Raw genomic sequence first — 25,634 nt, 5'->3', positions numbered from 1 at the left:
ATGGTACTGACCGGTAACGTCATCAAATACGGGGATAACGTGGATACGGATGTCATCATCCCCGCCCGCTACCTCAACACGGCAAACGCGCAGGAATTAGCCGCGCACTGCATGGAAGACCTGGACAAAACGTTTGTCCAGCGCGTCAAAAAAGGCGATATTATTGTAGCGGGGGCGAACTTCGGCTGCGGCTCCTCCCGCGAGCACGCGCCGCTCGCCATCAAAGAGTCGGGCATCGGCGCCGTTGTCGCCAAGAGCTTTGCCCGCATCTTTTACAGAAACGCCATCAACATCGGCCTGCCGATCATTGAGTGCCAGGCTGACATCAGTGAAGGCGACACGGTGGAGATCGATTTTGATAACGGCGTTCTCAAAAACGTGACGACAAACACAACGGCGCAGTTTACCCCCTTCCCGTCGTTTTTACAAACGATCATCGGCGCGGGCGGCCTGCTCGCCGCCATCAAGGAGGGCGCGGTATGAATTACACCATCGCCGTCATCGAGGGCGACGGGATCGGCCCTGAAATCGTCGGCGCCGCCATGGCCGTTTTAAACGCCGTCGGCAAAAAGTTTGACTTAAGCTTCACCTTCAATAAAGTCCTCGCGGGCGGCGCGGCTATTGACGCGACAGGCGCACCGCTGCCGGATGAGACGGTGAAGGCGTGCCTTGACAGCGACAGCGTTTTGCTCGGCGCCGTCGGCGGCCCGAAGTGGGATACGCTCCCCGGCCATCTCCGCCCGGAGAAAGCGCTGCTCGGCGTGCGCAAGGCGCTTGGCCTTTATGCCAACATCCGCCCGGCGAGACTGCTCGACGAGCTGAAAGAGGCTTGCCCGCTTAAAAAAGAGGTTGCCGACAACGGCTTTGACATGGTCATCGTCCGCGAGCTGACCGGCGGCATGTACTTCGGCGAAAGCGGCCGCCGCGACGGCGAGAGCGGCCAGGAAGCGTATGACACGGAATGCTACAGCGTCAAGGAAATTGAGCGCATCGGCGTCATCGCCTTTGAGCTTGCCCGCACACGCGGCAAAAAGCTCATCAGCATTGACAAAGCAAACGTTCTGGAGAGCTCCCGCCTATGGCGCGAAACGATGCATCGCCTCGCGACGCAGTATCCGGACGTTGAGATCACCGATATGCTCGTTGACAACGCCGCCATGCAGCTTGTTAAAAATCCGAAGCAGTTTGACGTCGTCGTCACCTCCAACATGTTCGGCGACATTCTGTCGGACGAGGCTTCTCAGATTACCGGCTCTATCGGCCTTCTGCCGTCGGCCTCACTCGGCGAGACGAAGCGCGGCATGTATGAGCCGATTCACGGCTCGGCCCCAGACATTGCCGGTCAGGACAAATCAAACCCCATTGCAACGGTTTTGTCGGTCGCGATGATGCTCCGTCTGTCCTTCAATCAGGAAGCGGCGGCCAAGTGCGTGGAGGATGCTGTTTCCCGCGTTCTTGCCAAGGGCCTGCGCACGGCCGATATTGCAGCTCCGGGTGCCGACACCCTCTCCTGCAGCGCTATGACAACGGCGATTTTACAGGAATTGAATTAACCGCCCATATAAAAAATCCGCCCGGAAATCCGGGCGGATTTTTGCTTTGCGTTTTCCGTAACACTGCTTCAGCCGCGCTTTCTTTTCCCGCAGTCTTTGCAGTAGCCGTACATCTCGACGCGATGGCCGAGCACCTGAAACGCGTCGTCCGAGAGCTTCGGCTCGAAATCAGCGAGCGGACAATTGTTGATCGCGACGATTTTATGGCAGTCCACACAGACGGCCCAATGGCGGTGGCTGTGGCGGTTGCGCTCAAAAAAGGCCATATCGCTGTCGTGCACGGTTGTCTTAACGGCAACGCCGTGCGCAACAAACTGCTCTAAAACCCTGTAGACCGTTGACAGGCAGACGGGGGCGGACAATTTTTCAAGCTGCTTGTGGATGTCCATCGCCGGCAGCGGCGAGGCGGCGTTTTCCAGCACCGACAGGACGGCCATGCGCTGCTTCGTCTTCTTCATGCCGGGCGGCCAGTGATCGTCCGTCATGTCACAGCGCCTCCTTCCAAGCGCTTGGCGACCGAGGCAAAGCGTTTGAACACGATGACGAGCACGAGAACGGCAACGGAGACAAGCGCTGTGAAGCCGCCGGGCGCAACACCGAGATAATATGACAGAAAAAGCCCCAGCAGAATGTCTGTCATCGAGAAAATGACGGAGAATACGAGTGTCACCTTGAAACCCCGTTGAAGCTGCAGCGCCGCGGCAACCGGCAGGGCGATCATTGAGCTGATAACGAGGACGCCGACGATACGGATCGTCACCGAAACGGCCGCCGCCACCAGAATTGAAAAAACATAATTGATGAGACGGACATGCACGCGCGCAATTGCTGCCGCCTCTTCGTCAAAGGCAATATAGAGCATCTGATGATACAGCAGCAAAATTATCAATACCGATATAAGGCTTAAAATCATGACCAGAATCATATCCAGCCGTGTCACCGTCAGGATACTGCCAAACAAAAAGGCATCGGCATTGACATGCAGCTTGCCGGAGCTGATGACGGAGATCGCAATGCCGACGCAGAGCGCAAGGACGACGGATAAAATAAGATCCGTATTTTTTTTGAAATACCCTCTTAAAAACTCAATCAGCGCGCCGCTGGCGGCTGTAAAGACAAACGCGCCGAGCACCGGGTTTTGACCCCCCAGAAGCCCGATTGTCACCCCAGCGAGAGACGCGTGGGAGAGCGTGTCCCCAATCATCGAATAACGGCGCAGAACGAGAAAGATGCCGATACTGGGGCAGAGCAGGGCGATAAAAACAGAAACGAGAAACGCGTTTTGCATAAATCCGTATTGAAGCATCACGAGCCCTCCCAACTGTCTAAATTCATGTTCGTAAATTCCGCCGTAAACTGCGCGGGCGTGCACATATGGCCGTGTCCTCGGTCGAGATGGTAGATGAGCGTTGAGTTTGCAACCGCAGCGACGAGGTTGTGCTCCACCGAGACGACGGTGAGCCCTTTCTCCCTGTTGAGACCGCTGATGAGCCTGTATATCTCACGGCGGCTGCCGGGATCGACGCCTGTTGACGGCTCGTCCAGAACGAGCAGCGCCGGGCTTCCCATCAGCGCCCTGGCAAGCAGCACCTTTTGGCTCTGCCCGCCGGACAGATTGCCCATGAGCGCCTGCGCGTGCACGGCCATACCCACCCGCTCCAGGCTCTCGAGAATAACGGCCTTCTCCCGTATTTTTAAAAGCCGTCTGTAGGAATCGAGCATTTCATACACCGTGATCGGGAAGCCCGCACGCAGGAAATCACTTTTTTGCGGGACATAACCGATCCGCACGGTCTGCCTTTCAAGCTTTCCTGCCGTCGGCTTCAACAAGCCGAGAATGAGGCGGATGAGCGTAGACTTCCCGCACCCGTTGTCCCCGACAATTGAGACATATGCCCCTTTGTTAAGTACCAGATTGAGCCCCCGGAGCACATATGGCTCTCCGCCCGTATAGGAGAAATAGAGATTTTCTGCCTTGACCATCATTCCACCCGTTTCGCATCCGTAATCATAACGTCATTTTCCAATTAAAACTATTATAGACGCAAATGCGAATCATTTGCAAGTAATACGCAAAAAAAGACGCCGCGTCCTAGCAGTTATCACGCAGCGTCCTAAGAATTTTTTTCGGTTTATTTAAAGCTCGCAGTCGACGACCGTTCTTTTCGTGCTTGCCTCTTGGACAAGCGGCTTAACTGCTTCATGAGCCGGATGCTTTTGATACGCGTCCAACGCAGCTTTTGATTCGAATTCTGAATATAAAATAATATCAGCACTGTCCACCGTTTGTGAAAAGTCCAGCCCGACTTCAATCGTCACCATCCCGGGTATTTTACCGCGCAGCGCCTCGAGCTGCTCTTTAATTGCCTTTGCATTTTCTGTTTTAGATTTTGAATTGGCTGTTTCTTTTAAATGCCACATAACGATGTGTTTGATCATAATTTGATCTCCTGTTTCCGTTTGCTCCCATAATAGCAATGATGATCCGAGACTTCAACCCATTCATACAATTCCGCTGCGTATATCCACAAATCAAATTAACATCATCATTAAAACAAATGTTTAATACATTTGTTTTATGCCGATTTTCTATTGAGGAGCGCCATTAAATCAGATCAGGTTAAAATCATCTCAGAGTCGGCAGCGTCTTGAATATTTCCCGGCAATCCGTTACAATAACAGACAAAGATGGGGTGATTGCATGGACGGCGCAAAACTGCGCATCCTGGAGGCGGCCATTGCGGCTATTGAGGAATACGGCTTTAAAAATATTACCGTTCGGCGTATTGCCGCCAAGGCAGATGTCAACGTGGCGGCGATCAATTATTATTTCCGCACGAAGGAGCAGCTGCTTGAGCAGGTCATCGCGCTCACGCTTGAAAACACCTTTGACTGGAGCGACCTCGCTTATGCCGATAATCTCCCACCAAAAGAGATGCTTTTCGCCGTCATTGATCATCTCAGCCGGAATGCACTCAATTATCCGGAAATTACACGCGCCCATTATTTTGAGGCGATGGTAAACGGCCACACGGATACACAGGCTGTGAAGGCACTCAATGGCTTTATGGAAACACTCTTAACAAAGCTTCTCGCAAATGGCTGCACAATCCCCGAAAAGTCGCTTCGGCTGACTGTTACACAGGTTTTTATGGCTGGTCTCTTTGCCGTTGGCGTCGCGCCCGCGATGTTTGACGCATTTAGCGGCATTCAGATGGCAAATGACGGCGACAGGCGGCAGTTTCTGCGCCATCTGATTGACGGTCTGATGGCAGAATGATGCAATTTTTGTTTGATTTCACTGTGATTTCATGACAGATGCACACGGTTTTTTATGCTATAATTTAAATATAAGCAGTGTTTCCGAGACGCAAGGCATCCCAGTCGGCCGCTTTAAGTTATACGGTGCAGAGGATAGCAGAGGAGTGATTCAATATGCTGAAGCTTGTTGATGTTGGCGTCACGGCAGACAGTGAACACGGCAGCGTTCAGATTTTGAAGAATGTGAATCTGACGCTGGACAATAAAAAAATCTATGTCATGACCGGCCCGAACGGCGGCGGCAAAACGTCTCTGGCGAAGGCCGTTATGGGCATCTACAAAACGTCGTCCGGCAAAATCTTTCTCGATGGAGCGGACATTACCGGGCTGTCCATTACGGAACGGGCACGCCTTGGCATCGGCTATGCCTTTCAGCAGCCAGCCCGCTTCAAGGGCCTGACGGTCGGGGCTTTTCTAAAGCTTGCCTCGGGGCCGGACAGCACGGTTGACCACTGTTCCCTGCTCTACGACGTTGGTTTGTGCGCGCAGGATTATATCAACAGGGAAATTAACGCCAGCTTTTCAGGCGGCGAGCTTAAGCGCATCGAAATCGCCAGTATATTAGCGCGCAACCTGAAGGTCGCGCTCTTCGACGAGCCGGAGGCCGGCATTGACCTGTGGAGCTTCCAGCGTTTGACGGAGACGTTTAAAACGCTCAACGACAAATATGACACGACAATTGTCATCATTTCGCATCAGGAACGCATCCTGCGGCTGGCCGACGCCGTTATCCTCGTCTCAAACGGCGGGATTGAGGGCATCACCACACAGGAAAAATTCCTCGGTGATATCGTGGATATCGACAATGCCTGCCGGTGCCGGATTGGCTGCGTCAAGGAGGGAAAAGCAGATGCTGACTGCAGTCGATAAAAAATTGCTTCAAGAGGTCGCCGACCTGCACGAGATTCCGCAGGGGGCGTACAATATCCGCAAAAACGGAAAAGGCGTCGGGCGGAACACGACGGCCAATATTGACATCGTGACAAAAAAGGATAAACCGGGCATCGATGTGATCATAAAGCCCGGAACGAAAAATGAGAGCGTGCATATCCCCGTTATTTTATCTGAGCAGATGGACGACCTTGTATACAACACCTTTGAGGTCGGTGAAAACGCCGACGTGCTGATCGTCGCCGGCTGCGGCGTCCACAACACCGGCAGCAAAAAAGCCGAGCACGACGGCGTCCATGAATTTTTTGTGCGCAAGGGCGCCAAAATGAAGTACGTTGAAAAGCACTACGGTGAAGGCGACGGCAGCGGTTCGCGCGTTCTCAACCCGACGACGATTATTGAGGTGGAGGAAGGCGGCGTTGCCGAACTCGAGATGAGTCAGATTAAGGGCATTGACTCCGCCAAACGCGATACGCTTGTCCGGCTTCACAAAAACGCCCGCCTGATCGTCTCGGAACGGCTTTTGACGTATCAGGCGCAGGATGCGGAATCAAATATCACCGTCGAGCTTTTGGAAGACGGCTCATCGGCGCAGGTCATCTCCCGCTCCGTCGCACAGGATACATCGAAACAGGTGTTTCATCTCAACCTGCGCGGCCACGCCGACTGCCGCGGCCATATCCAGTGTGACTCCATCATCATGCACGACGCGCACGTCTCCTCGATTCCGGAGATTACGGCGCTGCACGCCGACGCACAGCTGATTCACGAGGCGGCCATCGGTAAAATCGCTTCCGAGCAGCTAATTAAGCTCATGTGCCTGGGTTTGACGGAAAAAGAAGCTGAGGAGACAATTCTCAAAGGTTTTCTAGCGTAAAACGCGCATTTGCGCACCATCATATTTTAAATGGAGGAATTGATTATGAAAAAATATATCTGCCCCGTCTGCGGTTTCATCTACGACCCCGCCGAGGGCGACCCCGACAGCGGCATTGCACCCGGAACGCCTTTTGAGGACCTGCCGGACACCTGGGTTTGCCCCGTCTGCGGCGCGGCGAAAGCCGACTTCACGGAAGCATAAACCGTTGGTCCGACTGAGTGTCGCTTCAATACAAAAGAGGTGATAAACATGATATTTGAGCAGCTCAACCCGCACTACTGCCGAACGTATCTGATCAGCTCTGACGAGGACAGCCGCGTCGTCCTCGTTGACCCTGTTCTCGACCATTTTACGGATTATTTGGCGCTTTTGAAAGCCAGACGGCTCACGCTGACCCACGTTATTGATACGCACACGCATGCCGACCACATCTCCGCCTGCCCGGCACTGAAGGACGCTTTAGACTGCGCGTATATCATGCACGTCAACGCTCCTGCGATGTGTGTCACCGACCGTGCCAAGGACGGCGATACGCTAATGCTCAACGGTATTCGTTTCGATGTCGTGGCGACGCCCGGCCACACGGGTGATTCCATCAGTCTGATCGTCGGCGGGAAGCTTCTGACGGGCGACTGCCTTTTTCTTGACGACAGCGGCGGCGGGCGTGACGACCTGCCCGGCGGCAGTGCGGCTGCGCATTGGGAGAGCCTTTCAAAGCTCTCGGAGCTGCCGGATGACCTGCTCGTGTGCCCGGCGCACGAGTACCACGACAGGCGGCTTTCCACGCTCGGTCATCAAAAGGAATCCAACCCGCACTTAAAAGCGCGGACGAAAGAGGCCTTTGTGCAGTACATTGAGGACCTGCGCCTCGGCCCCGCCGACTGGATGGCCGACGTCCTGAAAGCAAATTATGCCTGCGCGCGTGACCCAAAGGGCGTTTGGATCCCCGCCGATATTGCCGCCTGCGAGCTCAAGGGCACGATGGACAAAAGCGTCAATGAGCTCGCGGTAACGATGATGACGCCGCAAGAGCTGCGGGAAGCGCTGGCGTCGGGCGCTAAACCGCTGCTGCTCGATGTCCGGCAGCCGGAAGAGCTCGTCTCAACGCTTGGCGCCATCGCGGGCGTTGTCAACATACCCATTGGCGAGCTCAGCGCGCGGCTTGGCGAGCTGGAAGCTTACAACGACAAGGAAATCGTCGTTATCTGCCGCTCCGGCGCGCGTGCCACAACGGGCGCGCAGATTTTAACGAAGGCCGGTTTCAAAAATGTGAAGGTCCTGCGCGGCGGCATGCTTGCCTGGAATTTGATGTCATAGCACTTTTGTCTACAATGCCGGTGTCCCGTGACACCGGCATTGTTTTGCCTTTTATCAGCAAATCCACCAAAACTGTGCCCACAGCAACACCCGCAACAGGCATTTTCCTGTGAATAATTTCTGACGCCGGTTGAAAACTATAACAATTATCCAAATTCTGTATCACAAGGAGAACGTTATGCCGGAACAGGATATCCAAAACGCTCTGTCGCCGCGTTCAGCCTATCAGCTGGCCGAGGTCGTTAAAACGCCGCCGCAGTACAGCGCCATTACGCCCCGATGGCTTTCAAAATTTCTTGAGCTCAAGCCTGTTGAAACGGGCATATTCCGACTCAACAAGGTGAAAAACACCGACACAGCGCTTGATTTTCTCTGCACGCAGGCCAACAGCGCCGACATTCCCGAGGGTTTTTTAGACTATGAGCTCTCCCCGCGCGAATACATCCTGACATCGGTTTCAACGATTGTCAAAATCGGTACGCGTGTTTCAGACCTCTACAGCAAACCGTTTGATCAAGTCAAGGAGCAGCTGCGCCTCGGCATGGAGACAATTAAAGAGCGGCAGGAGCATCTCATCATCAACAGCGACGACTACGGGCTGCTGAAAAATATTGACGCCGCGCAGCATCTGCGCTCGCGGCATGGCGCGCCGACACCGGATGATTTCGATGCGCTGATCGCCAAGGTTTGGAAGGAACCCTCTTTTTTTCTCGCTCATCCGTTGGCCATTGCCGCGTTTGGCCGCTCGTGCACGCGGCGCGGCGTCCCCCCTGTCGCGACAACGCTTTTCGGCGCGCCGTTTCTCACGTGGCGCGGCATTCCCATCGTCCCGTGCGACAAGCTGCACGTACGCGCGCCGGACGGTGATGGCAACGGCAAAACGGACATTCTTCTTATCCGCAGCGGCGAGAGCCGCCAGGGCGTTATCGGACTGTATCAGACGGGGCTGCCGGGCGAGCAGTCTGCCGGACTCTCTGTGCGCTTCATGGGAATTGACAATAAGGGCGTTGGCTTTTATCTGCTGTCCATTTACTGCTCGGCCGCTATTTTGACGGAAGACGCCATCGCCGTTTTGGAAGACGTCGACACAGGATATGGCGATGACTGAATGTGACGCGCAGGCTGCTGCGCGGCAGCTCACGGAAGCGGCGCTCCAAGCTTATCCCGAATTTTTCACCCCTACACCGCCGTGTGCCGAAGTGCCCTGTTTCATGCCGGGCAGCGGCGCTTTGTTCAATGCCGCCGCCATTCGCAACGATTTCCCGATTTTACACAAGCGCGTGGGCGGAAGGCCGCTCGTCTGGCTCGACAACGCCGCGACGACGCAAAAACCCGCCTGCGTTATCCGTCGTCTCGTCCGTTTTTATGAAGAAGAGAATTCAAACGTCCATCGCGCGGCACACACGCTCGCGCAGCGCGCGACGGCGGCGTATGAGCAGGCGCGCTCTACAATTGCCGCTTTTCTTGGGGCTCAGGCGGACGAAATTGTTTTTGTGCGCGGCGCGACGGAGGGTATCAATCTCGTCGCGTCGTCTTATGGCACAGCGCGCCTTGATCCCGGCGACGAAATTCTTGTCTCCGGCCTCGAGCACCACGCCAACATCGTGCCTTGGCAGTTTGTCTGCCGGAAAACGGGCGCCCTCCTCCGGGAGATTCCCATTGACGACGGCGGCGACATCGTCTTATCCGAATATGCGCGCCTTTTGACGCCGCGCGTCAAAATCGTCGCCGTGGCGCACGTCTCAAACGCCTTGGGGACGATTTTGCCAATTGCGGAAATGACGGCGCTGGCGCACCAAGCGGGCGCCGTTGTGCTCGTTGACGGGGCGCAGGCTGTCTCCCACCTGCCGGTTGATGTCCGCGCGCTGGACTGCGACTTTTATGTTTTTTCCGGGCACAAGCTCTTTGGGCCAACCGGCATCGGCGTGTTGTACGGCAAAAAGGCGCTGCTGGACGCAATGCCGCCCTATCAGGGCGGCGGCAATATGATTGAAAGCGTCACACTCTCGGAAAGCCGCTTCCAAAGCGCCCCCCAGAAGTTTGAAGCCGGAACGGGGAATTTAGCCGGTGCCGTTGGCCTCTCCAGCGCCATCGATTATGTGACAGGTATCGGGCTTGAATGCATTTCACAATACGAACAGTCGCTTCTGGCATACATGCTTGAGGAGACGCACCGCACGAGCGGCGTTTTGCTCGTCGGTCATCCGAAGCATCGTGCAGGCGTTGTGTCCTTTTCTGTTCCGGGCAGGGACGCCGCCGATATTGCCCATGCCCTCGACCGCGCGGGCATTGCCGTGCGTGCTGGGCATCACTGCGCGCAGCCCGTTTTAAAACGCTTCGGGCTTGACGGCACTGTGCGCGCCTCGCTTGCCCTCTACAACACCTTTGAGGACATCGATCTGTTTATCTATGCGCTCCGGGATGCGGTATCCCCCTCTCCAATTTTTTCCTATGATATCGGTTATCACGCGGCAAATACTATGTTTGACAGAACCTGACATCAAGGAGGGCTGAAAAAGTGAAACATAATCCCGACAACAGGGCCGATAACGTCGCGCATATCCAGAAGAGCATCGACGATACGGTTCGGAACATCCGCGAAACGGACAAGACGCTGCGCGCGACCTCGAATGACAAAACGCGCGAGGAACTCTCGGACAAGAATGAGCGGCGCAAAGAGGCGCTTGAGAGCTTCCGCCGGGAGATTAAGGACGAGGCGGCGCATCTAAAGGGCAAAAAGAACTTCTGACGATATAAAACAGCAAATTTAAGGCCGGTGATCTCACCGGCCTTAAATATTGCCTAGGTAGACGTGACGGAGGTGTTGCCTTGCGATTTCTCCGAGCCTTTGAAGCGTTTCAACGGGCGTGGGGCTTTTATCGGCGTATTGATAGCGGGGGAAAAAGCGGGTCAAATGGAGTGGAATGTCGGGTGAAACGGTACCAAGCCACGATGCCAGAGACAGTATCTCGTCCTCCCCGTCATTTTCGCCGGGGATGATGAGCGTCGTTACCTCGACATGGCACTGCCCGGCTGATATGGCAACGGTCCGTTTAACCGTCTCTAAGTCGCCTGAGAGCTTTTCGTAAAACGCCTCGGTAAAACCCTTGAGATCGATGTTCATGGCGTCTACAAGCGGCAGGAGGGCGCGCAGAGGCTCTTCACAGACATAGCCGTTTGTGACGAGGACGTTTTTGAGCTCATGCGTCTGCGCCAGGCGCGCGCAGTCCAAGACATACTCATAGCCGACAAGCGGTTCGTTATACGTATACGCAAGGCCGATATTCCCCTGGGGGCGGAGCGCCAAGGTATAGTCGATAAGCTGTTCCGGCGGCCAAAAGGCCGTTTCAGCCGTCATATCGGCCATCGAGATGGTACAGTTTTGGCAGAACGGGCAGCGCAGATTACAGCCGAAGCTTCCGACGGACAGGATGAGGCTGCCGGGGAGAAAGCGTTTGAGCGGCTTTTTTTCGATGGGGTCAAGGGCCAGACTCGTGAGCCTGCCGTAGTTGACGGCGGTGATTTTTTCGCCCGTGTTGCCTCTGGCATGACAAAAGCCGACATGGCCTTCTTCGATAAAACAGGCATGCGGGCAGATATCGCACGCTATCTTCACGTGTGGCGCACCACCTCAAAGCGCTCGAGGCTGACTTGTTCCCCCGGGCGAATCCCGGCCTTCTGCCGCGCGATGTCAATTTGCGCTTGGACGGTATCAACACCCTCCAGGTTCGGCAGCAGAAGACCGCGGCGGCGGCCGGCGGTGACGATGACGCCGTAGCGCCGAACGTCCAGCTCTTGCGGTGACGCAATTGGCTCCGGCGGTGAGAGCACGTCCACGCTGTAGACAAGACTGCTGAGCTCTTCCGGGCGCACCGCCTCAAAACGCGGGTCCTCCGAGCAGGCGCTGACGGCGTTCTTTAAAATTTCCTCGGCAATGCACCCCGTCACGGGCGCAATCGTGCCGATACAGCCGCGCAGCTGCCCGTCTTTTTTGATCGAGACAAAGACGCCGGCGCGCCGACGTCGCATTTCCTCCGGCAGCTGATCGGGGAGGTCTGCGCGTTTGCCGGTTTTGACGAAGCGTTCAATAGAAAGCCTCGCCAGGCGTACATACGGATCCGCCGCGTCGCGCAGCGCCCCGAGCCGCACGGCTTCGGCTTTGATAAAGATATCGAGAAAATGACGATTGGGCTGGGGTCCTTTCGGGATAAAAGACGCGACGCCGTAGCCGACGCCGAACGGCCCCTCGTAGGACAGAAGCTGAGCATCAACCGCCTGCCCGTCGAGCGCGCCCGCCATGATGATAAACGAGCGCAGGCCGCACTCGGCCGCCTTATCCGCGATGGCCGGAGGTATGGACAAAAAGCGCAGGAAATCGCCCGCCGCCATCGCGCCGGTGATCTCCTGATCGAATAAAGCACCCGCCGCGTCAAAGCCGTACGGCCCGCTTTCCAAAAGCTTGTGCGACAGGTCACCGCTGGCGAGCATCACGACGCTGCGCCCCAGTTTTTCAGCGGCTTTGCGCACGCACATGCCGAAGCGGTAGTGCTGCGCAAAAGACAGGCCAGACAGACCGACACGCACGAGGCGGTAGTTTTTGTACTGCTCGTTGACAAACGACAGCGGGATCATGGCCCCGTGGTCAAGCGTTTTTTCCCGTGTGCCAAGTGTCCCGGCCGCAAGGCCGTCTGCCAGCGCCTCTTCTTCAAGCGCCGCGATAAACGCCGTATCACAGTCGGCGTGCAGTTTGACGCCGGGCGCCGAGAAACGGCCCATGTCGCCTTCGGCACGTTCGCCCGGCGATATGTGGATATAGTCGGCATAAGTGACGCTGTGCGGCGTTGTGAGGACAATCGTCTGCGGGGCAAGCTGTGCAATCATTTGGGCGGCCTTCCGGCAGGCGTCAATCGTTTTTCGCAGCTTTTTTTCTTCGCCGCGCCCGATTTCCGGCAGGATAATCGGCGGGTGCGGCATGATAAAGGCGCCTGTAATCACGGTGTGACCTCCTCAAAAAGCTTCGCATTTCGTATTCTGCCGCGAACACCCCGTCCTCATTCGCCGGACAAACCGCCCAGCTCAAACGAGGCGGACGATAATCCTGTGGAGAATGTCGACAGCGTCCTCCAGATTTTTTGACGCATCCTTCAAATGATGGTAAATCTCCCGGCGGCGCAGTGCCCCCATGGCATCGCCGCTTTGAAAAGCATCCAGCATTCCGGCGCGGTAGAGCGCCTCTGTTTCAAGATGCGTTGCCCGAATGGCCGGAATATACGCCTCGGCCTTGTTCGGTGCTGTTTTCAGCATCCGGACGGACGACAAAAAGGTGTCTGACCCGAGCTGGAGCTTTTCCGCCATGCCAATGATAATTTTATCAGGCTGCATGTCAAACGTCTGCATCGCCGTCAGTGTTGATTCGGCGTACGCCAGCACCTTGTTCATTGTACGGGAAATGTAATAAATGTCGCCACGATCAAATGGTGTTGAAAACGCCTCCACCAGTTGGCGTTCCAGCTCCTTGCGCGCGCGGTCGGCTTCGTTATACAACGCCTGCATCGTCTCGGCATCTACCACACTGCCGCCGTCAAGCCAGCGCAACAGCGCACCGACGGCGCGGCTGTTTAATTCCCCCTGCTCCTCCAGAAGCTTGATAAAGTCATATTTCACCGGAAAAAGCCGTGCAAAAAAGCCTGTGTTCATTCTGCTCACCTCATAATTGCCCTTGATAAGACGCTCATGACAAGATAGACAACAGCCGCCGCCGCGCCGGCAGCCGGAATGGTAATGACCCACGAGACGATAATATCCTTAACAACCTTCCAATTGACCATACGAAAATTATCAGCCGCGCCGACACCCATAACGGTGCCGACGACGACGTGCGTTGTTGAAACAGGTGCGCCCGTGGCGTTGGCAAAGAGCAGTGACATGGCCGAAGACAGCTGGGCGCTGAGACTGTGCACCGGTTTGAGTTCATAGATGCCTCTGCCAACTGTTTTCATGATTCGCCAGCCGCCCAAAAGCGTCCCCAAAAACAAAAAAGCCCCGCTGCCAAGCCGCGCCCAGATTGGAACGGTGCTTGCGGAGGCGCCGCCCCCGGCAGCAAGAGCCAAGATAATGAGACCAAGTATTTTTTGTGTATCGTTCGCCCCATGGGAAAATGACAGACCGGCTGTAACGACCCACTGCAGGCGTTTGAGCCATTTGTTTGCGGCAGCTTTCGCGTTTCTTAAAAGAAGCATGGCGGCTTTTTCAGCGGCAAACGCCAGCACAAAGCCTAAAAGCGGCGATAAACCGAGAGACACGACGATTTTCACGATGCCGACAAACTGGTGCCCCGCCGCCGCCAGCTCCCGAACGCCCCACAAAACATGGCCGGGCCCTGATGAAACGATAACCGCGCCGACAATCCCGCCGATCAGCGCATGTGTTGAGCTTGACGGCAGGCCAAACCCCCATGTGACGGCGTTCCAGAGCGTCGCACCGATAATGGCAGCCAGCAGTACATAAAGCAGCGGCACCGACGCCGGAAGATCAATGACGGACGAGATGGTGTTAGCAACCAAACTGCCGCCGAAAACGGCCCCGGCAAGCCCGAAGAACGAAGCAAGCAAAACAGCAATGCCCGGCGACGCCGCACCGCAGGCGATAAACGTTGCCACAACGGAGCTTGCGTCGTGCAGGCCGTTGGACAGCGCAAATATAAGACCTGCCGCGATTACGGCGACAACAATGACCTGAACCGTTCCTTCCGCCATATGCCTGAAACAGTCCCATCAGAAAACGAGCGCGATCATGAGACCTAACGCCGCCCCGGCAAACACCTGCATCGGCGTATGGCCAACAAATTCCTTCAGCTTTTCCTCTGGCGTTAAGTCCTGCCCGAAGGAATCAATAAAGGCGATCATCTGGTTGAGAACCTTTGCCTGTTTACCCGCCTCCAGTCGAACGCCCATGGCGTCGTGCATAACGATAAAGGCCAGCATGGCCGAAATACCAAACTGATAAGAGGACAGCCCGTAATTCAACGCGCATGTCGCAGCAACGGCCGTCACCGTCGCCGAGTGGCTGCTCGGCATGCCGCCGTCACCAACGAGGCGTGGCAAATCGAGCTTTTTGTTGACAACAGCATGGATGAGCGTTTTCAGCACCTGAGCCGACACCCATGCGATGGAACCATTGATGATGATCGCGTTTCTCACAAGCTGCAAAAACCAGTCCATACAGGCTGTCATCCTTTAAAAGTAGTTTCATCATGATACCACAGGCACGCGCAAAAAACAATGAGAAAGCACAGACGGCGTCAAATGATGGCCGCTTTTGTATGCATCGGTGCGTTACGAAAGGGGGATTTCCCCAACGCCGCCCAAGACAACACGCGGCCGATAGGGGTACTTTTCCATGATTTTCTCCGTCGTCACGCCGGAGAGAACGAGTACGGTATCCAAGCCGCTTTCGATACCGGCAATGATATCCGTATCCATGCGGTCGCCGATCATCGCCGTCTCTTCGGAATGCGTGCCGAGCAGGCTAAGGCCCGTCCGCATCATCAAGGGGTTCGGCTTTCCAATGTAATAAGCGCTTCGCCCAGTCGCCAGCTCAATCGGCGCGACAAGCGCCCGGCAGGCGGGGATAATGCCGTTTTCACTCGGCCCCGTCAGGTCGGAATTTGTTCCGACAAGCTTGGCCCCTGCCAAAACGAGGCGGACGGCGAGACAAATTTTTTCATAATTATACGTGCCTGTCTCCCCAACGACAACATAATCGGGGTTAATGTCATTACTGGTGATGCCGGAATCATGCAGCGCGTTAAATAAGCCGGGCTCACCGATGGCGTAGGCGCTGCAACCGGGATGCTGGCGACTTAAAAATTTTGCCGTGGCGAGCGCGCTCGTATAAAAATGGCTTTCATCGACATCCAGCCCCATACGATAAAGCTTTTGCTGCAGCTCCCTCGGTGAGCGGCCGCTGGCGTTTGTGAGAAAAAGGAACTTTTTATTCTCCCTGTAAAGCCAGTCCACAAATTCCTTGACCCCAGGCAAGAGCCTGTCCCCATGGTATATTACGCCGTCCATATCGATAATATAGCCTTTTTTCCCTCTGATAATATCCATTATAGTCCTTTCCGCGCCGCCGCCGGCGCGCTTTGTTCTCCTGCCCTTCATCGTCACATTATAGCGTTTTATTTTCATCGCCGTCAATCAGAATGCCGTTAAATATGACCTCTGCGCGGTACCGTCTCCGGTTTTTGTGCTGCCGATGCGGAATTTCAACGTCATCGGACAATATGTTCAAAACATACAATAAAAGTAGAAATTGAGCAGAAAATCGTACTTAGGACTTTACATCGAATTGGCCGATATGATAGATTCAAATATATACATCCTAATTTTGACCCGATGCGACACTACTTCATTGTCAATAAAGATTGAGGGGGAGCAATCATTATGAAATTCTGTCCAAACTGCGGAAAAGAACTGGGCGACGAAGCTGTCTTCTGTACGGGCTGCGGGGCCGGTATCGGTAACGCCGCGAGTTCAAATCCGCCTGCTTCAACAGGCGGCGCTTATGACGCTTCGAACACAGCCAGCGCTCCAGTTCAGAACGGATCAAACCAGCAAGGCGGGGCACAGCAGGGTCCGGCGTATTACCAAAACGCGCCCCAGGGCCAACCGTACTATCAAAACACGCCGCAAGGTCAGCCGTACTATCAAAACGCACCGTATCCGGGCGGCCCGGCATACCCCGGCGGGCCCGGCGGCGGGAAAAAAACACTGCCGATCATCATCGCCGTTGTGGCGGCTGTTGTCGTAATAGGCGGCGTGATTACAACATTTCTGCTCCTGTCCAACAAAAACAACACGAGCCTCGCCGGAGGCCCCGGCACCTCCACCAACGTTCGCCCGCCAGCCGACACTGCAACACCGGTTGTGACGGATATGAGCATTCCGCAGGCACTTGCCGACTTTGATACGGCCACCGCCGACAACATTCTGGCTGCTTTTGAGGATATCGGCCTCGACGCCAACGCCATTTCAAATTTCGATACTTATTCAGAAGCTGACGTCGGCACTGTTTACACCTTCACTTATAAGGGTTCCGTCGTTGATTTGCTCGTCTACAGCGACGGCTCGGTGTACAGCATTGAGACTAAAGGGACGCAGGTCTATCTCGAAGGATATGAGTCCTACTCTATGTCCGATTATCTCGGCGGAACAACGCATTACGACGAGAGCTATCCGGACAGCGGCTATGTATTCTACAAGGATGAGCAGGATATTGACGGTGCGCTTTTAGTTACAACGAAGCCCGGTAACGACTATGCCGTGGAAATCATCAGCTCTGACGGCCAAACGCTCATCAGCGCCTTTTACATACAAGGCGGCGAGACGGAATATCTGATGGGCCTTCCGACTGGCACCTATGAAATCAGATATGCTGCCGGTCCAACCTGGTATAACACTGACGAGCTGTTCGGCGATGGCACGGTTTATTTCGTCCTTGACAGCCAGGTAACCGTCACGAAGTCGGAAGACAGCCTCATTGTCCTCGACGCCGCGGGCAGCGGCACATCGGCCTCACCGATTACTTACGACGAGTTTTAATTTCATCAGACAAAAAACCGACCCCGCGCTTTTAAGGCGCGAGGTCGGTTTTTTATCTAAGCGATATGGGGCTTTGCGTCATCGTTGTTATTTTCACGGCGCGGCCGGAGCCAGAAAACCGTGATGCCCAGCGTATAAAGGGCGCAGGCCAGATAGAGAAGGACCCTCACGTATGGGACAAACAAAAGGATTTTGACAGCGGCGGCGCCAAGGCTTGAAGACAAGTAACGATTGAACCGCGGCAGTAAAAGCCGCCCGAGAACGATGCCGGTTACAGCTGGTGCCAGATAAAGCACAATACCGTAGATGATTAAAACGACGATGCTAAGAGGGATGGCCACGATTGTCACCATACAGATGAGCGCGGCGACCGGGATGACAATCAGCGCAATCAGACCGAACAAAAGCGCTTTTCCCCACCGCTTTTTGAATTCCACGGCGCGCTGCTTGAAATAGCCGCCTCGGAACAGCGTCAAGAAAATGGCCAGCAAAACGTTTGTCACAATGCCGAGGATGCCCATGATGACAGCCATTCGGCTGATACCGCGTACAGCGTTTGATGCCTTTTCATTGTTCCGTTGCATCACGCGCTGAAAGGTTACCTTTGACGCGTCGATCGTCGGCGGAAGCTCGGGCTTGACGGTTGCGTAAATCGTGACATGGCCGCCGACGGTTGCACTGCGGCCAAAGGTGATGTGGTCGCTGCGGATTACAGCGTTGTTCAAGATGCTGCCGTCTACGGTGACGGTCGTTCCCGCCATATACAGGTCCGTCGCCGTGCCGCCAAAATTGAGGCTTGCCCCGGCGAGGTATACGCCCTTGGCTTCCGTCCCGGCGCTGATTGTCACGTCGCTCCCCGCACCGTAAATGTTCCGGGCGCTTTTCGCGCGCACGGTGACGGTCTGCCCCATAGCGAAAATATTCTGGACGGCGTTATCGTCGGTAATGACGATGCTGCGGCCGCCGGCGATAATGTCCCCCGTGACGCCCGCTTCGAGCTTGACGGTCTGCCCGAAGGCGACATAGTCCCCCTGGACGCTTTTGTCTGCAATGACGTCCCCGGCCATGTCAAACTTATTCCCGGCGCTGTCAAAATTGGCAGCTGAGGCTGTTCCGGCGAGCGATAATATGGTAATAACACTGAGTAGGAGCGCTTTGATCGTTCTCATAAAATCTTCCTTTATTCGAGATAATACCGGCTTTAGTATGGCTGTTTCAGCACTTTTCATGCCGATGAAGAACGGCACAGATTTTACCATCGTCTGCCTTTGGGTATATATGGCGCAAAAATACGGTGCAAGGCCTTACCCTTGCACCGTATTTTTATGATGCGCCGAACGCATTGATGACAGCGTGTTCGCCGTGCTTGTGGGTCAGCTCTCCAGACTGCGCTGCTGCTGCTTTGCGACGGTGAGCGCAACGATCAGGAGCGCTGCGGCAAACCCGAGCTGGATGAGCATATCGGAAAGGATCGGCCTGATACGCGTCAAGTCAAACGACGAGAGGCTCCGAATGGTGTTGACGGCACTGACATACCAGTAACCGGGCGTTAAGCTTGCAATTTTCAATACGGTGCCGCTGAGCAGCTCCTGCGGTACAAAAACGCCGCTGATAAAGCAAATGCTGAGGGAGACGATGTTTGTAAAGGCCGCCTGCGCAGTAGGACTTTTGATGAACTTGCCGCCAAGAAACCCGATGGTCAGACAGACGATAGTAAAAACCAGCGCATTGAGACACAGGAGCACAGCACCGCTATCGAGCGTGAATCCGCCGAAAAGCCCAAGCGAGAGGGCGCAGAGTGCAGCCCAGACAGCGAGGGCAAAAACGGCATTGCCCAAAAATAGGCTCAGACTCAGGCGCAGCGGGCGCAGCGGTGAACAGGCGTTTCTTTTTCTTATTTCACCGTCGTTAAAAGCCATTGTGACCGTTGTGATGCCCATGATGAGCGTTCCTAAAATGGCATACGCCGCGTATTGAAAGTAGTCGGCAAGACCCGCTGTTTTTTGATGGCCGGCGCTTGACGCCATGTCGATCCGAACGCTTTCATCGAGGTTTTGGAGCGTTTTCGTAACAATCTCCTGCTCGCTCAGATTCGGAAGGCTTTTATGATACAGCCGGACGACGTTTAAATACTTGTTGACGAGCATGTCGATGCTGACACTGCTTGTTGACATCGCCTGCGTCGTTTTTGCGAGCGTGACGGTGTCCGCGCCGCTCATAAAACTCTCCTCAAAGCCGCTCGGCACACGGAGGATGTACGAAACCTTACCGTAAAAGAGCGCATCCTGCAGGCTTTCCTTTGTGTCAGCCACTTGGACGAGCTGCGCGTTATTGGCCAGATATGACTTGAGGCCGCTCACAAGGGCATTGTCGCTATCATCACTGATAAAGGCGATTTTGACCATCGTGGCATTGAATACCTGCGTTGTCTGGCTGCCGGTCAGACTCGAAATGATGACCGAAATGGCAATAAACATGCCGAAGTAAATCAGCAAACTGGGCAGATACTTTCTGATAATTTTCAGATATGCTTTAAAGACTGGCATACTTCCGCCCCCTCGTTACAAGATACACGCCGATGGAAAAGACAACCGAGAACGCCAGCATGAGAGCGATATTGAGGAAGAAGCGCACGTTCGCGCCATAGCAATAAAGAGCGTAAAAGGCATCTGAAATAAGATTTGCCGGATTGATATAGGCCATAATCGGCACGGCGTTGACAACGAGGTACTTGAGCGAGACGTTGACCATACCCGCCAAACTGGAGAGCACGAGGCTCACCGCCAGCGTTACCGCCAGGCGCACGCCGTTGTTTTTCACCAAGGCCGCGACAAATGCCCCGAACGAAACACCCATGAGACTGGCGAAAAAGCATGTCAGAAGCACATAGCCGAGCTGCGTCCCGAAACCGACCTTTAACACAAGGGCGATAAACGCCACGACAAGGACAAGCGATAAAAAGTGGATCAAAATGGCGGCGCAGACCGATGCGGTGAACGCCTTCATTTTGTGAACCGGCGCAAGATTGAGGCGCGTGGCGTGCGGCGAATTATCGGCCTGAATATCCTCTATTTCTTTGATCCCCCAAAAGCTGCCGAATAGTGCCGCCATCGCCAAGAGCCCGTAATAATAGACGGCCAAAGAGTCGGCCTGTGTTTTGCCGGATACGGCACCCTTGATGTAATTGGCGCTCCCGTCATAGCTCAGCGTTGCGGCGGCGGCGGGGTTTTCTCGGACAATCGTCGTCACGGCCGAGCCGACCTGTGTGACGCTGTCCATAAATTCCTTGATAAAGGACTGGTCGAAACCGGAATCCTTGACAACGACGTGCGCGCCGCCGTCAAAGACGATATAGCCCTTGATCTGATTGCTTTCGAGATCTGCCTGCGCCGTTTCAAGCGTCGTATACGTCACATGGAAGAGCTTTTCCTGATTGTCACTGTTATCGTCCGACACGGCTTTGAGCGTCTCTGCAACGGCTGTTTGGCTTTTATAGGCCGCGTTGTCAACAACGTCGATGGGGATGCTTTTGAAGGATTCCGCACTGGCGAGATTAGAAAAAGCGAGCGAGAAAACAAACGCCAAAAACATGGGGTAAATGAGCGTCCAGAAAATCTCGGCCTTGCCTTTTGTCAGGATTTTCAACCTGTATTTAAACACATGCCCAAACATGGCCGTCACCCCTCGTCCCGCAGCTGCTTGCCGGTAATCTCCAGGAACACGTCGTTGAGCGTCGGCAGCTCGCAGTAGATTTTGCCGTAGGCAATGCTGTTGGCGTTAAGATAGTCAAGGACTGCTGTCAGGTTGTTTTTGCCCCGCTCCGATTTAACGACAAGGTCTGATCCGATGATTTCAGCAGAGCCGATATGCCCAAGCGCCTTGATGCCGCCGAGAACGCTGGAATCGGGATTTAGCAGCTCGGCTGTAATCTTTTCCCCAACATTGATCATACCTTTAAGCTCGTTTGTCGTACCGGTCGCGATTGTTTTGCCCTTATCCATGATGGCGATGCGGGAGCAGATCTGCTCGACCTCCTCCATGTAATGCGAGGTATAGATGACGGTGGCACCGTCTTGGTTGAGCTTTAAAATGCCCTCAAGAATGCTGTTGCGGCTTTGCGGGTCAACAGCGACGGTCGGCTCGTCTAAAATAATGAGCTTCGGCTTGTGGGCAATGCCGCAGGCAATGTTCAAGCGCCGCAAAAGGCCGCCGGAGAGCTTCTTCGGCAAAAACTTGCGGAAGTTTTGAAGCCCCACAAATTCGATAGCCTCTTCAACGAGCGCTGCGCATTTCTTTTTATCGGGGACGTACAGCCCGCAGAAATACGCAATGTTCTCCGTAACCGTCAGTTCCTTGAAAACGGCGACATTCTGCATGACGATGCCGATATCCCGTTTTGCGTCATACGAGTCTGGGTTCATCGGCTTATTAAAGACCTCGATCGTGCCCTTATCGTATTTGAGCAGCGACAGAATGCAGCCGATGGCCGTTGTCTTGCCCGAGCCGTTGGGGCCTAAAAGCCCGAACACCTCACCTTCCTGCACCTCGAGATTAAAGTGATCCAGGGCAATCAGGTCGCCATAGCGTTTGACGAGGTTTTGCACCTTGACTATCATGTGGTTTTCCCCCTTTGCTTGATAGTGCCATCATACTGCAAACAATCGTCACAGGGCAGTGTAAACCCTCCTGAAATCGGTATGACAAATGTCATATTCGCTGTCGCCGTGCGATTGCAAAAGGTTTGTGCTTCTGTTAAAATAGCGCTGTCAGAGATTTCCGGGAGGGGGCGGGGCCGTGGACAAATATATCGACAAGCTCACCGTGTTCGTCCTATGCGGTGTTTTGTACGCGAAGGATCACATGGGTCTTTATCTCATTGTACCTTTACTCTGCGTCATCATCATAAGTGCCCTCATAAGCTATCTGGACGACGAGCGTGCAACGCTTGCGGGGCTTCTTTTTTTCTGTGTCTTATGTGCTTTATTCCCGGTGTTTCTCTTCTTTCTGCCCGTCATTTTCTACGATGTTTATTTCACAAAATATCAGGCCGTGCTGGTTTTTTCAGTCATCCCCGCCGGTATGGGCTTTTCGTCCCTGCCGGTTGACACCTGCATTTTTATCGTCCTGCTGGCCGGACTTGCCTTTTACATCCGGCGGCGGACACGGTCTCTGTTGACCGTTCAAACCGCTTATATTAGCTTGCGGGACAGCTCTAAGGAATTCTCGCTCCGACTGGAGCAAAAGAATAAGGACCTGATGGACAAGCAGGATTATGAACTGAGCCTGGCAACGCTGACTGAGCGCAACAGAATCGCGCGGGATATTCATGACAGTGTCGGCCACGTGCTGTCAAACGCCATTTTGCAGACAGGCGCGCTTCTGGCAACGTGCCGGGATGACGCCCTGCGCGCAAGGCTGACAACGCTGAAGGAGACGCTCACGAGCGGCATGACGAGTGTCCGCGAGAGCGTTCACGACCTGCACGACGAATCGGTCGACCTTTCCCTTGAAACGAAGCGCCTGACGGACGGCTTTGATTTCTGCGCCATCACGCTCGACGCTGATTTAGACGGCAACCCGCCGAAAAGCGTCAAATACACGCTTTTGTCGGTCGTGCGGGAATCGTTGTCAAACGTCATCCGCCATTCAGACGCCACCCACGTCGCCGTGACGCTGCGGGAGCACCCGGCATTGTATCAGCTTATCGTCAAGGATAACGGCACGCATAAAAAGACGCCGGGAGACGGCCTCGGTCTGAAAAATATCGCCCAGCGCGTCGAGAGCCTTGGCGGTATCGCCCACACGGGCTTTGACGGCGGCTTTACCGTTTTTGTCTCTATTCCTAAGCGAGGTGATTTGCCATGAACATTGTGATCGTTGACGACGACAGGCTTGTCGGTATTTCCCTGAAAACAATTATTGAGGCCGAGGCTGGATTCACCGTTGCCGCTGTCGGCACAAGCGGTGAAGACGCCGTCACCCTGTACGACAGCGTGAAACCCGATATTCTCCTCATGGACATCCGCATGGACACGATGACAGGGCTCGACGCGGGCGCGCTAATCCTGAAAGCGCACCCGGAGGCAAAAATTCTCTATCTCACAACGTTTTCGGATGATGACTATATTATCAAAGCCCTGAAGATCGGCGCGCGCGGTTATCTGCTCAAGCAGGATTTTGAGTGTATTGTCCCGGCGCTGAAAGCGGTATACACCGGGCAGAGCGTTTTCGGCGAGGATATTGTTGCAAGGCTCCCCGGCCTGCTCACCCAGACGAAGAAAACAGACCTTGCCGAATTCGGCCTCACCGACAAGGAGACGGAAATAATCGCCCTCATCGCCGAGGGCCTTTCTAACCGCGAAATTGCCGCCGCTCTATATTTAAGCGAGGGCACCGTCCGTAACGCGGTCAGCGTTATTATGGATAAGCTCGGCTTCAAGCGCCGGACGCAGCTGGCGATCTTTTATTATAAAAACGCCCGGGGGTAGAAGGCAGCATCAAAGTTTACATAAGATAATAAATAAAAAAGGTACAGAGACTCTGTACCTTTTTACTGTTTAATAGGCTTTTTATGTATTCATCCGATTGGCGCTGTCGAAAGCCAGTGGGCTGCGCTCGCATTCGTCGTCGTCCATGGCGATCTGGCAACAGTAGCGGCTGCCCTTCATGCGCTCGGAGGCGTAGCACAGGCCGTTTGTGCGGCTGTCGAGATACGGGTGGTCGATCTGGTCGGGGTCGCCGATGAGAACGATTTTGGTGCCCTTCCCGGCGCGCGTGACGATGCCCTTAACCTGCTTTGGCGTTAAATTCTGCGCTTCGTCAATGATGACCCAGTTTTTCTGGATCGAGCGGCCGCGGATGTAGGCGATGGCCTCCGTTGTGACGATATTGCGGTGAAACAGCTCGTCAACTTTGTCCCTGAGCTCGTTTTCGTTTTTATAGCGCTCATTCTCGTCGCTGTCCAGAAGAATCTCCAGATTGTCGATCACCGAGCGCATAAACGGCGCGAGCTTCTCCGTTTCGCTGCCGGGCAGATAGCCGATATCCTCATCAAATTTGACGTTGGGACGGCAAACAAGAATCTTGCGATACTGGCGCTCCTTTATGGCCATAACTTTGTGCAGGCCGACGGCGAGAGCAAAGAACGTTTTGGCCGTCCCTGCGGCGCCCTTGACGATGACAAGCGGCATATCGTCGCAGCTCATCATCAGAGCCTCCTGCATAAACTTCTGCCCGACGTTACGCGTCTTGACGCCGAAGGGGCGTTCCTCAAGATACTGGAGCGCGACGATTTTTTCACCGTCAAACCGGCCGAGTGCCGAATGCTTTATGCTCTCGTTGCTGACGAGGACGATGAATTCGTTTAAAACCGGCGTATACGGCAGCGCTTCGCCGGTATCGGGGTCAACGGCGGCGGCGTATTTCACATCCAACGAGCCTTTTTTATAAAACTCATTGAGCTTTTTCGTCGCGACATATAGCGTCACGCGCCCTCTGTACCCCCTGTCCGGGGTGTCGACCTGCTCGTTTTTATAATCCTGCGCCGGGACGCCGATGATATCGCATTTGATGCGCTGAAAACCGTCCTTCGTGACGAGAATGGCCTTTTCATGCCGCTGCACCAGGCCTTTACAAACCTTTAAAATCCTGTTGTCAGCTTTTCCGGCATGCCAGGCCTCGGGGAGCGTGACATCGGTAAAGTTGAGCTCAACGCGCAGGCAGCCCCCGCCTGGGAGCGGCACGCCGCGTGTCAAATCGCCCTTTTCACGCAAATCATCCAAGAGCCGCGCCGTTTGACGGGCGTTGGCGCCGAGCTCGTTCATTTCCTTTTTCATACGGTCGAGTTCTTCGAGGACGACCTCTGGAATGACGACGTCATTATCGCCAAAAGCGTAAATCGCGTGCGGTGTCTGCAGCAGGACATTGGTATCAAGGATATATGTTTTTTTCACAGGTCCGCCCCCATATGTTGTGAGTATGCTGTTATTTTAACACTTCGATATGCGAAAACTGTTAGACGGATGTCAGATGTCTGTAAAAAAGCCTGCGTTCTCTCATGCTATATTTTTC

Annotated in this window: 28 protein-coding genes; 13 read left to right on the top strand and 15 right to left on the bottom strand. The window is 54.6% G+C overall.

Features of this window, described 5'->3' with window-relative positions:
- Complete coding sequence (gene leuD / locus IZU99_03455) at positions 1-483, top strand: 3-isopropylmalate dehydratase small subunit (protein ID UOO38324.1); 483 nt, start codon at positions 1-3, stop codon at positions 481-483.
- On the top strand, positions 480-1,553 hold the full coding sequence (gene leuB / locus IZU99_03450; GenBank protein ID UOO38323.1) for a 3-isopropylmalate dehydrogenase: 1,074 nt from the start codon (positions 480-482) through the stop codon (positions 1,551-1,553). Before leuD ends, leuB begins: the two co-directional genes overlap by 4 nt.
- Positions 1,554-1,621: 68 nt before the next feature.
- Here the strand turns inward: leuB and IZU99_03445 are convergent, their stop codons facing one another.
- From IZU99_03445 to IZU99_03430, 4 genes are all read right to left on the bottom strand, one after another.
- Positions 1,622-2,038 (bottom strand): transcriptional repressor, encoded by a 417-nt coding sequence (locus IZU99_03445; GenBank protein UOO38322.1) that lies wholly within the window; start codon positions 2,036-2,038, stop codon positions 1,622-1,624.
- A complete protein-coding gene (locus tag IZU99_03440) occupies positions 2,035-2,859 on the bottom strand; it encodes a metal ABC transporter permease (GenBank protein UOO38321.1) in 825 nt (274 codons plus the stop codon). Before IZU99_03440 ends, IZU99_03445 begins: the two co-directional genes overlap by 4 nt.
- The gene (locus tag IZU99_03435; GenBank protein ID UOO38728.1) at positions 2,859-3,536 is read right to left on the bottom strand and encodes a metal ABC transporter ATP-binding protein; all 678 of its coding nucleotides are present in this window, start codon (positions 3,534-3,536) and stop codon (positions 2,859-2,861) included. Before IZU99_03435 ends, IZU99_03440 begins: the two co-directional genes overlap by 1 nt.
- 153 nt (positions 3,537-3,689) lie before the next feature.
- The gene (locus IZU99_03430) at positions 3,690-3,992 is read right to left on the bottom strand and encodes a Dabb family protein (protein ID UOO38320.1); all 303 of its coding nucleotides are present in this window, start codon (positions 3,990-3,992) and stop codon (positions 3,690-3,692) included.
- A gap of 262 nt (positions 3,993-4,254) precedes the next feature.
- Between IZU99_03430 and IZU99_03425 the strand changes: the two genes are divergently transcribed.
- From IZU99_03425 to tlp, 8 genes are all read left to right on the top strand, one after another.
- Positions 4,255-4,833, top strand: coding sequence for a TetR/AcrR family transcriptional regulator (locus IZU99_03425; protein ID UOO38319.1), 579 nt, complete (start codon positions 4,255-4,257; stop codon positions 4,831-4,833).
- Positions 4,834-4,988: 155 nt separating this feature from the next.
- On the top strand, positions 4,989-5,744 hold the full coding sequence (locus IZU99_03420; GenBank protein ID UOO38318.1) for an ATP-binding cassette domain-containing protein: 756 nt from the start codon (positions 4,989-4,991) through the stop codon (positions 5,742-5,744).
- The gene (locus IZU99_03415; protein UOO38317.1) at positions 5,725-6,642 is read left to right on the top strand and encodes a SufD family Fe-S cluster assembly protein; all 918 of its coding nucleotides are present in this window, start codon (positions 5,725-5,727) and stop codon (positions 6,640-6,642) included. Before IZU99_03420 ends, IZU99_03415 begins: the two co-directional genes overlap by 20 nt.
- Positions 6,643-6,687: 45 nt before the next feature.
- A complete protein-coding gene (locus IZU99_03410) occupies positions 6,688-6,846 on the top strand; it encodes a rubredoxin (GenBank protein ID UOO38316.1) in 159 nt (52 codons plus the stop codon).
- A 48-nt stretch (positions 6,847-6,894) separates the two neighbouring features.
- Positions 6,895-7,962, top strand: a complete 1,068-nt coding sequence (locus IZU99_03405) for an MBL fold metallo-hydrolase (GenBank protein ID UOO38315.1) — start codon at positions 6,895-6,897, stop codon at positions 7,960-7,962.
- Positions 7,963-8,140: 178 nt separating this feature from the next.
- The gene (locus tag IZU99_03400) at positions 8,141-9,070 is read left to right on the top strand and encodes a hypothetical protein (protein UOO38314.1); all 930 of its coding nucleotides are present in this window, start codon (positions 8,141-8,143) and stop codon (positions 9,068-9,070) included.
- 103 nt (positions 9,071-9,173) lie between these two features.
- Positions 9,174-10,460, top strand: coding sequence for a cysteine desulfurase (locus IZU99_03395; GenBank protein UOO38727.1), 1,287 nt, complete (start codon positions 9,174-9,176; stop codon positions 10,458-10,460).
- A 20-nt stretch (positions 10,461-10,480) separates the two neighbouring features.
- Positions 10,481-10,711: a small acid-soluble spore protein Tlp gene (tlp, locus tag IZU99_03390; protein ID UOO38313.1), complete on the top strand. Its 231-nt coding sequence runs from the start codon at positions 10,481-10,483 to the stop codon at positions 10,709-10,711.
- 42 nt (positions 10,712-10,753) lie between these two features.
- Here tlp and amrS read toward each other — a convergent pair whose 3' ends face one another.
- The 6 genes from amrS to IZU99_03360 form a co-directional block, all read right to left on the bottom strand.
- On the bottom strand, positions 10,754-11,578 hold the full coding sequence (gene amrS, locus IZU99_03385; GenBank protein UOO38312.1) for an AmmeMemoRadiSam system radical SAM enzyme: 825 nt from the start codon (positions 11,576-11,578) through the stop codon (positions 10,754-10,756).
- On the bottom strand, positions 11,575-12,957 hold the full coding sequence (gene amrA, locus IZU99_03380; protein UOO38311.1) for an AmmeMemoRadiSam system protein A: 1,383 nt from the start codon (positions 12,955-12,957) through the stop codon (positions 11,575-11,577). Before amrA ends, amrS begins: the two co-directional genes overlap by 4 nt.
- A gap of 81 nt (positions 12,958-13,038) precedes the next feature.
- Positions 13,039-13,659 (bottom strand): DUF47 family protein, encoded by a 621-nt coding sequence (locus tag IZU99_03375; GenBank protein ID UOO38310.1) that lies wholly within the window; start codon positions 13,657-13,659, stop codon positions 13,039-13,041.
- A 5-nt stretch (positions 13,660-13,664) separates the two neighbouring features.
- Positions 13,665-14,717: an inorganic phosphate transporter gene (locus IZU99_03370; GenBank protein ID UOO38309.1), complete on the bottom strand. Its 1,053-nt coding sequence runs from the start codon at positions 14,715-14,717 to the stop codon at positions 13,665-13,667.
- Between the two features lie 18 nt (positions 14,718-14,735).
- On the bottom strand, positions 14,736-15,182 hold the full coding sequence (locus IZU99_03365; GenBank protein ID UOO38308.1) for a divergent PAP2 family protein: 447 nt from the start codon (positions 15,180-15,182) through the stop codon (positions 14,736-14,738).
- A gap of 114 nt (positions 15,183-15,296) precedes the next feature.
- Positions 15,297-16,073 carry an HAD family hydrolase gene (locus tag IZU99_03360; protein ID UOO38307.1) on the bottom strand — a complete coding sequence of 259 codons (777 nt, stop codon included), beginning with the start codon at positions 16,071-16,073 and terminating at the stop codon, positions 15,297-15,299.
- Between the two features lie 333 nt (positions 16,074-16,406).
- Between IZU99_03360 and IZU99_03355 the strand changes: the two genes are divergently transcribed.
- Positions 16,407-17,564, top strand: a complete 1,158-nt coding sequence (locus IZU99_03355; protein ID UOO38306.1) for a zinc ribbon domain-containing protein — start codon at positions 16,407-16,409, stop codon at positions 17,562-17,564.
- 56 nt (positions 17,565-17,620) lie between these two features.
- Here the strand turns inward: IZU99_03355 and IZU99_03350 are convergent, their stop codons facing one another.
- From IZU99_03350 to IZU99_03335, 4 genes are all read right to left on the bottom strand, one after another.
- Positions 17,621-18,733, bottom strand: coding sequence for a hypothetical protein (locus IZU99_03350; GenBank protein ID UOO38305.1), 1,113 nt, complete (start codon positions 18,731-18,733; stop codon positions 17,621-17,623).
- Between the two features lie 204 nt (positions 18,734-18,937).
- Positions 18,938-20,110: an ABC transporter permease gene (locus tag IZU99_03345; protein ID UOO38304.1), complete on the bottom strand. Its 1,173-nt coding sequence runs from the start codon at positions 20,108-20,110 to the stop codon at positions 18,938-18,940.
- Positions 20,097-21,236 (bottom strand): ABC transporter permease, encoded by a 1,140-nt coding sequence (locus tag IZU99_03340; protein UOO38303.1) that lies wholly within the window; start codon positions 21,234-21,236, stop codon positions 20,097-20,099. Before IZU99_03340 ends, IZU99_03345 begins: the two co-directional genes overlap by 14 nt.
- 5 nt (positions 21,237-21,241) lie before the next feature.
- On the bottom strand, positions 21,242-22,180 hold the full coding sequence (locus tag IZU99_03335) for an ABC transporter ATP-binding protein (protein ID UOO38302.1): 939 nt from the start codon (positions 22,178-22,180) through the stop codon (positions 21,242-21,244).
- A gap of 640 nt (positions 22,181-22,820) precedes the next feature.
- On the opposite strand from IZU99_03335, the gene IZU99_03330 reads away from it, so the two are divergent.
- Together IZU99_03330 and IZU99_03325 are read left to right on the top strand one after the other, a co-directional pair.
- Positions 22,821-23,429 (top strand): two-component sensor histidine kinase, encoded by a 609-nt coding sequence (locus tag IZU99_03330; GenBank protein ID UOO38726.1) that lies wholly within the window; start codon positions 22,821-22,823, stop codon positions 23,427-23,429.
- Positions 23,426-24,052: a response regulator transcription factor gene (locus IZU99_03325; protein ID UOO38301.1), complete on the top strand. Its 627-nt coding sequence runs from the start codon at positions 23,426-23,428 to the stop codon at positions 24,050-24,052. The genes IZU99_03330 and IZU99_03325 overlap by 4 nt, the downstream gene beginning before the upstream one ends.
- Before the next feature lie 81 nt (positions 24,053-24,133).
- Here IZU99_03325 and IZU99_03320 read toward each other — a convergent pair whose 3' ends face one another.
- Positions 24,134-25,516, bottom strand: a complete 1,383-nt coding sequence (locus IZU99_03320) for a PhoH family protein (protein ID UOO38300.1) — start codon at positions 25,514-25,516, stop codon at positions 24,134-24,136.
- Between the last annotated feature and the right edge of the window lie 118 nt (positions 25,517-25,634).

Source organism: Oscillospiraceae bacterium CM (assembly GCA_022870705.1).
Classification (GTDB): Bacteria; Bacillota; Clostridia; order Oscillospirales; family Oscillospiraceae; genus Sporobacter.
The sequence above is the reverse complement of the archived record's forward strand: the minus strand, read 5'-3'. Positions and strand labels throughout refer to the sequence as shown.